This window comes from Roseibium aggregatum IAM 12614 (genome assembly GCF_000168975.1).
GTDB classification, from domain to species: Bacteria; Pseudomonadota; Alphaproteobacteria; order Rhizobiales; family Stappiaceae; genus Roseibium; species Roseibium aggregatum.
This window is the reverse complement of sequence record NZ_AAUW01000001.1, coordinates 268,298-280,843: the sequence shown is the minus strand read 5'-3', so window position 1 is coordinate 280,843 and position 12,546 is coordinate 268,298. Positions and strand designations below refer to the sequence as shown.

The 12,546-nt window shown below is 59.9% G+C and carries 13 protein-coding genes; all 13 read right to left on the bottom strand.

What is annotated here, in order from left to right; all coding sequences use genetic code 11:
* Position 1: 1 nt before the first annotated feature.
* Complete coding sequence (locus SIAM614_RS01290) at positions 2–844, bottom strand: carbohydrate ABC transporter permease (protein ID WP_006931417.1); 843 nt, start codon at positions 842–844, stop codon at positions 2–4.
* A gap of 9 nt (positions 845–853) precedes the next feature.
* On the bottom strand, positions 854–1,786 hold the full coding sequence (locus SIAM614_RS01285) for a carbohydrate ABC transporter permease (protein WP_006931416.1): 933 nt from the start codon (positions 1,784–1,786) through the stop codon (positions 854–856).
* Entirely contained in the window at positions 1,783–3,039 is a 1,257-nt protein-coding gene (locus SIAM614_RS01280) for an ABC transporter substrate-binding protein (RefSeq protein WP_040438726.1), read from the bottom strand. The genes SIAM614_RS01285 and SIAM614_RS01280 overlap by 4 nt, the downstream gene beginning before the upstream one ends.
* A gap of 44 nt (positions 3,040–3,083) precedes the next feature.
* A complete protein-coding gene (locus SIAM614_RS01275; protein ID WP_229597926.1) occupies positions 3,084–4,247 on the bottom strand; it encodes an aminotransferase class I/II-fold pyridoxal phosphate-dependent enzyme in 1,164 nt (387 codons plus the stop codon).
* On the bottom strand, positions 4,240–4,968 hold the full coding sequence (locus SIAM614_RS01270; protein ID WP_006931413.1) for a FadR/GntR family transcriptional regulator: 729 nt from the start codon (positions 4,966–4,968) through the stop codon (positions 4,240–4,242). Before SIAM614_RS01270 ends, SIAM614_RS01275 begins: the two co-directional genes overlap by 8 nt.
* 396 nt (positions 4,969–5,364) lie before the next feature.
* Entirely contained in the window at positions 5,365–5,760 is a 396-nt protein-coding gene (locus SIAM614_RS01265; RefSeq protein ID WP_006931412.1) for a RidA family protein, read from the bottom strand.
* A gap of 99 nt (positions 5,761–5,859) precedes the next feature.
* Complete coding sequence (locus SIAM614_RS01260) at positions 5,860–6,261, bottom strand: acyl-CoA thioesterase (protein ID WP_006931411.1); 402 nt, start codon at positions 6,259–6,261, stop codon at positions 5,860–5,862.
* Between the two features lie 3 nt (positions 6,262–6,264).
* On the bottom strand, positions 6,265–6,954 hold the full coding sequence (locus SIAM614_RS01255) for an ABC transporter ATP-binding protein (RefSeq protein WP_006931410.1): 690 nt from the start codon (positions 6,952–6,954) through the stop codon (positions 6,265–6,267).
* On the bottom strand, positions 6,951–7,700 hold the full coding sequence (locus SIAM614_RS01250; protein WP_006931409.1) for an ABC transporter ATP-binding protein: 750 nt from the start codon (positions 7,698–7,700) through the stop codon (positions 6,951–6,953). The genes SIAM614_RS01255 and SIAM614_RS01250 overlap by 4 nt, the downstream gene beginning before the upstream one ends.
* Positions 7,693–8,676, bottom strand: coding sequence for a branched-chain amino acid ABC transporter permease (locus tag SIAM614_RS01245; RefSeq protein WP_006931408.1), 984 nt, complete (start codon positions 8,674–8,676; stop codon positions 7,693–7,695). Before SIAM614_RS01245 ends, SIAM614_RS01250 begins: the two co-directional genes overlap by 8 nt.
* On the bottom strand, positions 8,673–9,593 hold the full coding sequence (locus SIAM614_RS01240; protein WP_006931407.1) for a branched-chain amino acid ABC transporter permease: 921 nt from the start codon (positions 9,591–9,593) through the stop codon (positions 8,673–8,675). The genes SIAM614_RS01245 and SIAM614_RS01240 overlap by 4 nt, the downstream gene beginning before the upstream one ends.
* A gap of 57 nt (positions 9,594–9,650) precedes the next feature.
* Positions 9,651–10,787: an ABC transporter substrate-binding protein gene (locus SIAM614_RS01235; RefSeq protein WP_040438721.1), complete on the bottom strand. Its 1,137-nt coding sequence runs from the start codon at positions 10,785–10,787 to the stop codon at positions 9,651–9,653.
* A gap of 136 nt (positions 10,788–10,923) precedes the next feature.
* Positions 10,924–12,543, bottom strand: a complete 1,620-nt coding sequence (locus SIAM614_RS01230) for a benzoate-CoA ligase family protein (protein ID WP_006931405.1) — start codon at positions 12,541–12,543, stop codon at positions 10,924–10,926.
* Positions 12,544–12,546 lie beyond the last annotated feature (3 nt).

The following is a 12,546-nucleotide window of genomic DNA, read 5'->3' as shown; positions in this document are numbered from 1 at the left end:
CCTACCCTTTGACGGCACCAGAGGTGAGCCCCTGGACCAGATAGCGCTGGATGAAGATGAAGAACAGGCAGGATGGCACGAGGGCAAGCACGCCGGCCGCCATCATCTGCCCCCAGTCGACAGAAAACTTCGAAACGAACGTCAGAAGCCCGACCGGGAAGGTCATCGTGTCGTTGGAGTTGATCAGCATGAGGGCGAAGAGCAGCTCGCTCCACGCCGCGGTGAAGACGAACCCGAGGGTCGCACCCAGCCCCGGCAGCGTCAGCGGCAAGATGATCTTTCTCAGCGCTTCGAAACGGGTGCAGCCGTCGATCATGCCGGCCTCTTCCAGGTCCTTCGGAATGCCGTCGAAGAAAGACTGCATCAGGAAGGTGGCAAAGGGGATGTTGAAGGCCGTGTAGACGATGATCAGGCTGGTGAGCGAGTTCAGCAGACCGACCGCGGCAACGATCTTGTAGATCGGCGCAATGATCATCAGCAGCGGAAACATCTGGGTGATCAGCATCAAGGCGATGATCACGCGTTTGCCGCGGAACGCGAACCGCGAGAAGGCGTATCCGGCAGCCGCGGCGATGGCCGTGGTGATGGCCGCAGTGCCGACGGAAACGATCACGCTGTTCTTGAAATAGGACAGGAAGTCCGTCGCGATCAGAACGGTCTGGAAATTCTCGAAGGTAAACTCGCTCGGAAACAGCGCCGTTCCTTCGGTGAAGATCAGCTTGTCCGGCGTGATCGCGATCTTGACGAGCCAGTAGAGCGGAAACAGCGCAAAGGCGATGTAAAACCCAAGCGCCAGATATTTCCCCGTGACCGCCAGAGGCGAGCTTTTACGAAGGGCACTCATGGAAGCACCTCAGATCTTGACCAGTTTCCGGCGCAGCACCAGCAGGATTGCCGCATAGATCAGCAGCAGGCCCAGGAGCGCGACCGCGATTGCGGAGGCATAGCCGAAATCGAGTTTCCGGAAGGCGGTTGTGAAAATGTAGGTCGACAGGATCTGCGTCGAGTTTGCAGGTCCGCCGCCGGTCATGACGAAGATGAGATCGGCGAAGTTCGCGATCCAGATCGTCCTCAGCATGACGGTGATTGCGATCATCGGCGCCAGGAACGGCAGGGTAATCTTGGTGAAGGACTGCCAGGCGGTCGCGCCGTCGATTTCCGCAGCCTCGTAGAGCTCGCCCGGAATGGACTGCAGCGCCGCCAGCAGCGTGATGGCAAAGAACGGAATACCGAACCAGACGTTGGCGGTCACAGGCCCCCACATGGCAAGGTTCTTGTCGCCCAGGATGTTGAACGGCTCGGACAGGATGCCGAGCGCAGCCAGCCAGTGCGGCAGCGGCCCGATGGTCGGGTTGAAGAGCCAGGCCCAGGTGAGCGCCGACAGAAAGGTCGGAACGGCCCAGGGCAGGAACACAAGTGCCTGGACAATGCGCTTGCCGTGGAACTGGGTGTTCAGAAGCATCGCAAGGCCAAGACCCAGGAAGAACTGGAAGAAAATCGACCCGAGAGTCCACCAGAAGGTGTTGGTGAGCGCCAGCCAGAACTTCCGGTCCGACCACAACGCTTCGAAATTGGCCAAACCGACCCAGCCCGACTGGAACGGGCGCAGCAGGTTGACGGCCTGAAAGGCATAGGAAATGCCGATCACCAGCGGCACCAGCATCACCAGGGCAATCAGCACGATTGCCGGGGTCAGGTAGAGATACGGCTCCACCATATAGCGAAAGTAAAAGGAGGGCCGAGCCCGGGATTTTTTCCCGGGCTCGACAGTGTCGATCATGGTCATTGCGCAGCTTTCCAGCGGCCATATTCTTCCGTCAGGAACTCTGCCCATTTATCGGCCAGTTCCTGCGCGGTGAGATCACCGAGCAAGGCTTCCTGACTGGATTCAAGAGCAATGGAATCCGCGAAGTAACCGAACTGCTCAAGGTAAGTCGGCATCACCGTCGGGATGTACTGATCGCCGTTCAGCGTGTCGAACCAACCTTTGAATTGCTCGGTCTTGAAGTACGGATCCTGCTCGGCACCTTCGTGGATCGGGATAACGCCAACGCGCTTTGCCCATTCCTTGTTGGCTTCCGGACTGGACAGATGCGAGATCAGCTTCCACGAAAGATCTTCGTTGCTGGTCGTGTCGAAGATGGCCCAGCCGGCGAAACCGATGGTCGGGAAGGCTTTTCCGGCCGGACCGACAGGCATCGGCACCACTGCGAAGTCTTCCGGTGCCATACGCTCGGCAACCGCGATCAAAGCGTCCGGGTCCTGATCAAGGAACGCGCAGGTTCCCGAATAGAAGCCGGCCACGATCTCGTTGAAGCCCCAGCTCACCGAATCCTTCGGGGCATAGCCATTCTGGTACATGTCGATCAGGAACTGGATGCCTTCGACGGAGCCCGGCTGGTTGAGCGTGCTCTTGCCGTCCGCGTCAAAGAAGGTGTTGTCTCCGTTCATGGTGGCGGCCATCATGATCCAGCCGTTGAGCCCACCAGGTCCGCCACGCAGACAATATCCGTATTTTCCGTCCAGCTCGGACACGGCCTTGGCCGCATCCATGAATTCCGCCATCGTGCTCGGCGGATTTTCAACACCGGCTTCCGCCAGCAGTTTCTTATTGTAGAACATGGCGCGCAGATAGAAGCCGTACGGGATCAACCGGGCGGTCTTGCCATCGGTCTGACGGCCCATGTCCAGGGTCTTCTGGGTCAGCGTGCCGCCATATTCCCAGCCTGCGATCTTGTCATTGAGGTCAACCAGCCGGTCCTTGTAGATGCCCGCCCAGCGGTCCGGCATTTCAACGACGTCCGGAATGTCGCCACCGGCAACCATGGTTGCCAGCTTTTCAAAGGCCTGGCCCCAGGGCAGCGAGACGATTTCGACTTCCGTACCCGGGTTGGCAGCTTCGAAGGCATCCACTTGCTTCTGCAGCACTTCCGTGCGCTCCGGGCTGGTGATCACTTCCACCAGCTTCAGGGTTTCCGCGCTCGCTGCCGAGCCGGCCAGAAACGCCAAAGCGCTAATTGCTCCTATCAATCCCCTCATCGTTCAACTCCGCTTCTTTCAGGTTTGGTTTGAAATACGCCGTCTTATGTCCGGGCGCTTTTGCTCAGGGCCGCATCGAAATCGGCCCAAAGATCGTTGGGGTCCTCCAACCCCAGGCTGAGGCGTACGATCCGGTCGGAGACGCCAAAGCGTTGCATTGAATTCTTCTCGCCCGCCTGGTTGAGGCCGATCCGCGTCGGCAGGATCAGGCTTTCGAAACCACCCCAGCTCACCCCAAGGCGAAACAGCTTCAAACTGTCGGCAAGGTTCGGGATATCGACGTTGTCGTTCAGCGCAACGGACAACAGGCCCGAGCGGCCGGTCAGGCCGGGCACGATGTTCGGGCCGGGCGAATGCACCACACTGACATGCGGATGGTTCGACAAGCGGTCGACAAAGAGGTTTGCGGTTGCCTGATGCTGGCGCATCCGCGGCCCGAGCGTGCGCAGGCCGCGTGTCAGCAGAAAGGCCTCGAAAGGCGCCAGCTTGCCGCCGAGCAACGGCAGTGTCAGATCCCGGATGGCGTCGATCAGGTTCCGGCTGGCAACCACCACACCGGCAACGGTGTCGGAATGGCCGGACAGGTATTTGGAAGCCGAATGCAGCACAATATCGATGCCGAGGGTCAGCGGGCGCTGGAACAGCGGCGTTGCCCAGGAATTGTCGACCACCGTTATCGTGCCGTGCTTCTTTGCATGAGAGGCAACGAGCCCGAGATCCAGCGTCTTGAAAACGATGGAAGTCGGACTTTCCAGATAGGCGAGCTTCACGCCCTTGAGCAGGTCCGGATCTGTCTGGAACTCTTCGACTGAGTGATAGCTGACGCCGACACCGAAGGGCCTCAACATGCGCTCCAACAGGCGGTAGGCATCCGGATAGACATGTTCGATGCAGGCAATGCGGTCGCCTGGTTTGACGAAGGCAAGAATGGTTGAGGAAATCGCGGCCATGCCGGAGGCAAAACCGACCGCAGCCTCGCCTTCCTCCGCCTGTGCCATCAGCTTTTCAAAAGCCGCCACCGTGGGGTTTTGAACCCGGGTGTAGAGCGGCTCATTCGAGCGACCCGACATACGGTCTTCGAAAGCCTGGTAATTTTCGAAGGTGAAGAGAGACGTCTGTACGATTGGCGGGGCCACTGCGCCTCCGCTCTCGGCGGCTGCCGTCAGCAGTGTCTCTATCGAATATCCACCCGGCATAGTGTCAGCCATCGTGTTCCTCTGAAATCTTCTGGGTTTCGGCACAGACCATGTCGATGATCATCCCGGTCAGTTCCGCAGCCTTGTCCTCGTCGCCGGCGATGATTGCATCAGCAAGCGGGCGGTGCAGTGGAATGGTGTCCTGGCCGAGATGCGGTTTGCCGAACGGCGCATCGTAAATGTCGTGAAAAGCTTTCTGGATCTGTTCAATGAATTGGCTGAACAGGGGATTGCCGGTCGCATCGTGAATGGCGTTGTGAAATCGATGGTCTGCCGGGCGCCAGTCCTCACCAGCCTCGTAAACTGCCAACAGTTCGGCCGCACGGGCATTGATAATGCGCCGCTGCTCGGGTGTTGCGGATCTCGTTGCGATGCGCACCGACTCGATTTCCAGAGGCCGGCGAACCTGTTGCGTGCGCAAGAGGCTTTCGGCCTCGTGTTTGATGGTCAGGGCCACACGCAGTGTGTTCGTTGATATTTCCGCTATGAGCCGCGTGCCAGCCCCTTTGTTGCGGCTGACAACACCCATGCTTTCCCAGGTCTTGAGCGTCTCGCGAATGGTCGACCGGCCAAAGCCGAGGCGGCGCACCAGCTCCAGTTCCGGCGGCAGTCGATCCCCGACCTTGAGACCTTCCTGCTCGATCAGGCTGATCAGGGCACGCGGCACATCCAGCGGCTCTCGCGCCGATCCGGGGACCGCTTCCAGTTTAGGCTGTTCTGCATTTTCCGCCATGGACAGATGTCGCCCCTGCTTGTTTGGTATCTAACGTTAGCACTTTGTCTGACATTGTAAATACTTTGTCAGACATAATTTTCCGACCACGTAAACTCATCCTCAAGTCCATGTTTTCACTTCTTCATTTTTATTGTGACCGATTATTCACAGCTCCAACGAACCCGTTTCACCTCTGCACTGCCCTAATGGCCGATCAACGCACGAGCCGGGATGGGGGTGCTGCAAAGCCAGGTGGAGACGCAGTCGTGGCTCACGATTATTTCTGTATCCGATGCCAGATCTTCGCTGCGTTTCTTTCGGAAAGACGCCGGCCCTGCTTTACCGGCCACCAAAACAAAAAGCCCGGCACAGGGTGCCGGGCTGCTGATTGCCCCATCAGGAATATTTTGAGTGTCAGCCGACCTGGGCGGTCGCCTCGATTTCAATCAGTGCTTCGTCTTCGATGAGACCGGCGACGACGACGACGGACATGGCCGGGAAATGCCGGCCCATCACCCGGCGATAGGCTTCGCCGACTTCCCTCTGGCGGGCGAGGTATTCGCGCTTGTCGGTGATGAACCACGTCAGGCGGGCAATGTCGGTCACGGCGCCGCCAGCGGCCTCGACGATGGCCACGATGTTGGCGAGCGTCTGTTCCATCTGGCCGACGAAGTCATGGCTCTCGAAGACCTGGTCCTTGTTCCAGCCAATCTGACCACCGATGTGGAGCGTCTTGCCCGCTGTCAGCATGCCGTTTGCATAGCCTTTTGCCGGGGCCCAGCCGTCGGGTTGAATGCTTTTGACCGTCATCGATCCTGACTTTCCTTGTCTTCCGGATCAGCAATGATCAATCCGACTGGATTGACCCTCTCAAGGCTGATCGTTTCCTGCCTGCGAACCAATCCACCTTCAGGCGAACGCCGACTGGTCCAGTAATCGTTGTTTGACCTGTTCCGGCCATGCTTGCGGCTTGCCGCCGCCATCCACGTTGACGAGGGTAAGCTCGGTCTGGAAGCGCGCTTCGCCCTCGCAATCCGCAGAGATTTCTATGCCGCAACTCGTGCGGCCAACCGTGGTCAGTTTCAGGTTGAAGACCAGATGGTCACCCAACCGGCTGGGAGCCAAGAAACGTGTGCGGATTTCAGCGGTCGGCACGGCTCCCACCTTATGAATGTCCTTGAAGGGCCATTCGACGACCTTGTCGAAAAAGGCTTCGACGCAATCGCTCATCATCTCGAAATAGCGGGGATAGAAAACGATGCCCGCCGGATCGCAATGCTTGAACAAGATGGGTTGCTCGAACCGGAACATTCCTCAAACCCCGATGTATTTGGCGGTGACGTCGTCCGTCAGCGCGTCGATGCCGCCCGTCCACACGGACGTGCCGCGTTCCAGGATCGTCGCCCGGTCGCACACCTGGCGCAGTTCCTTGATCGACTTGTCGATGACGAGAATCGCAAGGCCTGTTTCCGCCTTCAACTTGCGGATCACGGCCCAGATTTCCTGGCGGATTACCGGAGCCAGACCCTCGGTCGCTTCGTCCAGGATCAAGAGCTTCGGATTGGTCATCAGAGCACGGCCAATGGCGAGCATCTGCTGCTCGCCGCCGGAGAGCGATCCCGCCCGCTGACCGCGCCGTTCGCCAAGCCGCGGAAACATCGCGATCACGCGCTCGAAGGTCCAGTCACCGCGCCGAGCCGCCGCGGTCAGGTTTTCCTGAACACTCAACGACCCGAAACAGCGCCGCCCTTCCGGCACGAGACCAAGGCCCAACCTGGCCGCCTTGTGGCTCGGCAGTCGGGCAAGGTCGTGCCCGTCGAAAACCAGCGAGCCTTGCGCGGCAAGCATCCGGCAGATGCATTTGACCGTGGTCGACTTGCCCATGCCATTGCGGCCGAGCAGAGCCAGCACTTCGCCTTCGCCGATTTCCAGATCGACGCCAAACAGCGCCTGGCTGGCGCCGTAGGAGGCGGTCACATTGGACAGTGTCAGAAGACTGCTCATGCTTCGTCTCCCAGGTAAGCTTCCTTGACGGCCGCATTGGCACGGATTTCATCGACCGTGCCGGTGGCAATTACTTCGCCATAAACCAGCACGCTGATGCGGTCGGCCAGCGAGAAGACCGCGTCCATGTCGTGCTCGACGAGCAGGATCGGCGCTTCGTGCCGGAGCTGATCGAGAAAGCCGGTCAGCAGCTTGGAGCCTTCGGAACCCATGCCCGCCATGGGCTCGTCCATGACGAGCGCCTGCGGCTTCTGTGTCAGCGCAACGGCAACTTCCAACTGGCGGCGCTGGCCGTGGCTGAGCTCGGCCGTGCGCATGCGCGCCTGGTCGATCAGGCCGACACGGGCAAGCGCTTCCTCTGCGGTTTCGCGCAAGGAGGTGTCCTTGACCACATTTGTGAAGAACCGCCAGGGCCGGCCGCTGGCACCCAGAGCACCAAGCAGCACGTTCTGAAGAACCGTGTCTTCCATGGCCAACGAGGAGATCTGGAACGTTCGCCCCAGGCCTGCGCGTGCCCGGGCCCGCGTCGGCTGGTGCGTCACGTCCTTGCCGAGCAGGTGGACCGAACCGGAGTCCGGCCGCAATGTCCCGCAGATCTGCCCAATCAGGGTGGACTTGCCGGCACCGTTGGGGCCGATGATCGCGTGGATCTCTCCGGGTTTCAGGTCGATGGAAATGTCACGGCTGGCACGCAAGGCACCGAAGCTCTTGGAGATGCCGCTTGTCTGCAGAACAGCGTCAGTCATGAACAGCCTCCCGTCCGCAGAGCATTCCGATCAGTCCGCCCTTGCCGAAGAGCACGATGACCAGAAGCAACAGTCCCAGATAGATGTGCCAGAAATCGCTCAGGGCCCCGAGCCAGTGTTCCAGCGCAACGAAGACCAGCGCACCGACCACAGGCCCGAACAGACGACCGACCCCACCGATAATGATGAAGATCATGATCTCGCCGCTGGTCTGCCAGCTGAACATTGTCGGGCTGACGAAGCGGTTCAGGTCTGCAAACAAAGCTCCGGCAAGTCCGGTGATGGCACCGGAGACGACGAAGGCAACAAGCTTGAGCCGAACCGGATCCAGACCCGCGGTTTCCACACGAACGGGCACCTGCCTGGCAGCATTGAGAGCGAGGCCGAAGGGAGATCCCGACAGCCGCCATGCAAACAGCAGCACAAGGCAGAGCAGCCCCAGGCAAAGACCGTAGAACTGGATCGGATCCAGCGTGTTCAGACCCGGAAACCCGTTTCGAACGTAGATCGACAGTCCGTCCTCACCGCCATATTCCGCCCAGGAAATGGCAAAGAAGAAGAACATCTGGCCAAAGGCCAGGGTGATCATGATGAAATAGACCCCTGCCGTCCTGAGAGACAGGATGCCGATCACCAGCGCTGCCAGGGAAGACACGATTACCGCCACAAGCCAGATCAACGGCATGGACTTCGTGCCTTCGATCAGGAAAGGCCATTCTGTGAGCGGGGTGTAGTTCTGGGCATGGTAGGCCAGAATGCCCATGGCGTAGCCACCCAGGCCGAAGAAGACCGCATGGCCGAGACTGACCAGTCCGCCAAGGCCGAGTGCGATGTTGAGGCCGACGGCCGCGATGGCGAAGACAACGGCCCGCGTCATAAGAGTGATGGTGAAGGGTTCATCGGCCGTGATCGCCCAGAAGGGGATCGCGACGAAGAGCGCCAGTGTCAGCGCATTGAGATAACGTTCCCGGATCATGCGCGCGCTCCGAACAGACCGGCAGGACGCAGGATCAGCACCGCAGCCATGAGGATGTAGATCGCCATGGAGGCGAGCGAGGAGCCAACGGAGGTGGCAGTCGACGGATCGAGAAAGAGCTTCAGGATCTCCGGCAGGAAGATACCGCCGAGCGTATCGGTCAGCCCGACAAGGATTGCGCCGACAAGCGCGCCCTTGATGGAGCCGATACCGCCGATGACGATGACGACGAAGGCCAGGATCAGCACCGGCTCCCCCATGCCGACCTGCACCGACTGGATAGCGCCAACCAGCGCACCGGCCAGCCCTGCCAGCGCCGCGCCAAGGGCGAAGACGATGGTGTAGAGCCGGGCAATATCGATGCCGAGGGCTGCGATCATCTCGCGGTCATTCTCCCCTGCCCTGATCTGCACGCCGAGACGCGTTCTGGAAATCAGCAGCCAGAGCCCTAGCGCGACGGCAAGACCGACAGCGATCAACGCCAAGCGGTAAAGCGGATATTCAATTCCGCCGGGAAGCGTGACCGGGCCGGACAGGAAGTCAGGCACATCCAGAAACAGCGGAAAGGAGCCGAAGATCCAGCGCGTGCCTTCGGAAAAGATCAGGATCAGCGCGAAAGTCGCCAGCACCTGATCCAGATGGTCCTTGGTATAAAGCCGGCGGATGACCAGCAGTTCGACCAGGGCGCCCGCGATGGCGGCACCGGCAAGTGCCGCCACGAGGCCCAACAGAAATGATCCGGTGGCAGCCGCGACAGCCGCCGCACAGAAAGCCCCGATCATGTAAAGCGAACCATGGGCAAGGTTGATCAACCCCATGACGCCGAAGATCAAGGTTAGCCCGGCAGCCATCAGAAACAGCATGATGCCGAATTGCAGGCCGTTGAGGACCTGCTCTATGAGCAATATCAGTGACATGAGTACCCCGCCCCTTTTGCCGGTGCAGCTTCCCGCACCGGCGTTTGGGTCAATACCTTACATGCTGCACTCGGACCAGTAGGCATCGGCGTGGCTGGTAAGCGCCTTGCCGATGATCTTGTTGGTGTAGACGTCCCCTTCCTTGATCACTTCGCGGACGTAGATGTCCTGAATCGGATGATGGTTGGGGCCAAACTTGAAGCCGCCACGGGTGGAAGCGAAATCAGCTTCTTCCAGGGCGGCGCGGAACGCATCGGCATCCTTTACATCTGCCTTGGCCATGGCCGACAGAAGAAGGTTGGCCGTGTCGAAGCCCTGAGAGGCATAAAGCGACGGCAGGCGGCCATATTCGGCCTGGAAGCTCTCGACAAAGGCCTTGTTGGCCGGAGTGTCGATGTCCTTGCTCCACTGGCTGGTGTTCTTGACACCGAGAGCCGCATCGCCAACAGCCTGCAGGATGCCCTGATCGAAGGAGAAAGCAGGTCCGATCACCGGAAGGTCAACACCGGAATCCTTGTACTGCTTCAGGAAGGAGATCCCCATGCCGCCCGGCAGGAAGAAGTAGACACTGTCGGCGCCAGAGGCACGGATCTGGGCAATTTCGGCCGCATAGTCGGTCTGACCCAGTTTGGTGTAGATCTCGCCTGCCAATTCGCCCTTGTACATGCGCTTATAGCCGGTCAGCGCGTCCTGGCCGGCCGGGTAGTTCGGCGCAAGCAGGAAACTGTTTTTCAGGCCTTCGAAATTGGCATAGGCGCCGGCGGCTTCATGCAGATTGTCGTTCTGCCAGGCGACGTTGAAATAGTTCGGGTGGCAACCCTTGCCGGCCAGTGCGGACGGGCCTGCGTTCGGCGACAGGTAGAACTTGCCCTGCGCGGTTGCGGATGGCACCACGGCCATGGCCAGGTTCGACCAGATGATGCCGGTCAGGACATCGACCTTTTCGGACTGGATCATCTTGTCGGCCAGTTGCACGGCGATGTCCGGTTTCTGCTGATCGTCCTCGATCACCACTTCCAGATCCTTGTTGCCTGCCTGCTTGACCGCAAGCATGAAGCCGTCGCGCACGTCGATGCCAAGGCCAGCGCCGCCACCGGACAGCGTCGTTATCATACCGACCTTGACCGGTTCCGCGTTCGCACTGCCAAGGCCGATTGCCAGCGCGGCTGCCGCCGCCAATGTTACAAATTTCATATGCTGCTCCTCTTGGTCTTGTGACCATCTGTTCCCGTTGGTTTTTATAGTTTGTACCGCCGTGCTTCGTTTTTCCGGCACGGTCGGCAAGGGGCTTGTCGTCTTGTTTTCCCGCGTGCCCCACGCGAGGATCTGGTCAGGCGTCCGGACGCAACCGGAAGCGCTGAATCTTGCCGGTTTCCGTTTTCGGCAAGGCATCCGTAAAAATGATCGACCGCGGATACTTGTAGGGGGCGATCGTCGCTTTGACGTGGTCTTTCAGTATCTTGGAAAGCTCATCCGACGCTTCCTGTCCGGCCACGAGAACCACATGGGCCTGAACAATCGAGCCACGCTCCTCATCGGGTGCACCGATGACCGCACATTCCTGAACCGCCGGATGCGCAAGCAGCGCTGCCTCCACTTCAGGGCCGGCGATGTTGTAGCCGGCGGAAATGATCATGTCGTCGTTGCGGGCGGCAAAGTGCAGATGGCCGTCCTCGCTCATGGAGAAACTGTCACCGGTGATGTTCCAGCCATCCATCACGTACTGGCTCTGGCGGTCGTCTGCCAGATAGCGGCACCCTGTTGGGCCGCGCACGGCAAGACGCCCCACTTCGCCGGGCGGAACATCGTTGCCGTCCTGGTCGAGAATTCTGACTTCGTATCCTGACACCGGCTTGCCGGTACAGGCAGGTTTGTGATCGTCGAAGCGGTTGGAGATGAAGATATGCAGCATCTCCGTCGAGCCGATCCCGTCCAGCATCGGCTTGCCCGTTTTGGCCATCCATGCCTCATAAACGGGAGCCGGCAGGGTTTCGCCCGCGGAAACCGCGGCACGCAGCGAGGAAAGGTCAGCGCCCTCCTCCATGGCCTGCAGCATCACCCGGTAAGCGGTCGGCGCGGTGAAGCAGACGGTTGCCTTATATTTCTCGATGATCTCGATCATGTTCGGCGGTGTCGCAGCTTCCAGAAGCGTTGCCGCAGCGCCGAACCTCAGCGGGAAGATCGCAAGTCCGCCCAGACCAAATGTGAACGCCAAGGGGGGCGAGCCGACAAAGACATCATCCGGCGTGACGCCCAGAACCTCTTTGGCATAGGCGTCGGCAATGATCAGCAGATCCCGGTGGAAGTGCATCGTCGCCTTGGGCGTGCCGGTGGAGCCGGAGGTGAACCCCAAGAGGGCGACATCGTCTCGTCCAGTCGGCACGGCGTCGTAAAGCACGGATTTTTCCAGCGCGAGCCGGTCCAGTTCCGCGTCGTGGTTCGATGTGCCATCGAAGCCGACGACCTTCTTCAGGAAGGACGAGTTCTTTGCGCAGGTGACCATCTCGTCCATGAGGCGCGTGTCGCAGAGTGCGAACTCGATTTCGGCCTTGTCGACGATCTTGGAAAGTTCACCGGCGCGCAGCATGGGCATGGTGTTGACGACAACCGCGCCGGCCTTGGTGGCGGCGAGCCAACAGGCGACCATGGCCGGATTGTTGGCGGACCGGATCAGAACCCGGTTGCCCGGTTTCACACCCAGATCCTCGGTCAGTGCATTGGCCAGGCGGTTGGTCCAGTCCGCAAGTTCCTTATAGGTGCGGCGACGGCCATTGCCGATCAGGGCGGTGTGATCTCCCAGCCCCTTCTCGACCATCCTGTCGGTCAGTTCCACGCCTGCATTAAGACGTTCGGGATACTGAAAATCATCCAGCAGGAAGTCGGGCCAGCTCTCTTCCGGTGGCAGGTTGTCCCGGGTGAATGTATCGACATGTGCGGAGGGACCAAGCATGCA

What these genes read in the sequence shown, in the direction of transcription:
- SIAM614_RS01290 (WP_006931417.1), bottom strand. Translation starts at nt 844, where the DNA reads ATGAGTGCCCTTCGTAAAAGCTCGCCTCTGGCGGTCACGGGGAAATAT.
- SIAM614_RS01285 (WP_006931416.1), bottom strand. Translation starts at nt 1,786, where the DNA reads ATGACCATGATCGACACTGTCGAGCCCGGGAAAAAATCCCGGGCTCGG.
- SIAM614_RS01280 (WP_040438726.1), bottom strand. Translation starts at nt 3,039, where the DNA reads ATGAGGGGATTGATAGGAGCAATTAGCGCTTTGGCGTTTCTGGCCGGC.
- SIAM614_RS01275 (WP_229597926.1), bottom strand. Translation starts at nt 4,247, where the DNA reads ATGGCTGACACTATGCCGGGTGGATATTCGATAGAGACACTGCTGACG.
- SIAM614_RS01270 (WP_006931413.1), bottom strand. Translation starts at nt 4,968, where the DNA reads ATGGCGGAAAATGCAGAACAGCCTAAACTGGAAGCGGTCCCCGGATCG.
- SIAM614_RS01265 (WP_006931412.1), bottom strand. Translation starts at nt 5,760, where the DNA reads ATGACGGTCAAAAGCATTCAACCCGACGGCTGGGCCCCGGCAAAAGGC.
- SIAM614_RS01260 (WP_006931411.1), bottom strand. Translation starts at nt 6,261, where the DNA reads ATGTTCCGGTTCGAGCAACCCATCTTGTTCAAGCATTGCGATCCGGCG.
- SIAM614_RS01255 (WP_006931410.1), bottom strand. Translation starts at nt 6,954, where the DNA reads ATGAGCAGTCTTCTGACACTGTCCAATGTGACCGCCTCCTACGGCGCC.
- SIAM614_RS01250 (WP_006931409.1), bottom strand. Translation starts at nt 7,700, where the DNA reads ATGACTGACGCTGTTCTGCAGACAAGCGGCATCTCCAAGAGCTTCGGT.
- SIAM614_RS01245 (WP_006931408.1), bottom strand. Translation starts at nt 8,676, where the DNA reads ATGATCCGGGAACGTTATCTCAATGCGCTGACACTGGCGCTCTTCGTC.
- SIAM614_RS01240 (WP_006931407.1), bottom strand. Translation starts at nt 9,593, where the DNA reads ATGTCACTGATATTGCTCATAGAGCAGGTCCTCAACGGCCTGCAATTC.
- SIAM614_RS01235 (WP_040438721.1), bottom strand. Translation starts at nt 10,787, where the DNA reads ATGAAATTTGTAACATTGGCGGCGGCAGCCGCGCTGGCAATCGGCCTT.
- SIAM614_RS01230 (WP_006931405.1), bottom strand. Translation starts at nt 12,543, where the DNA reads ATGCTTGGTCCCTCCGCACATGTCGATACATTCACCCGGGACAACCTG.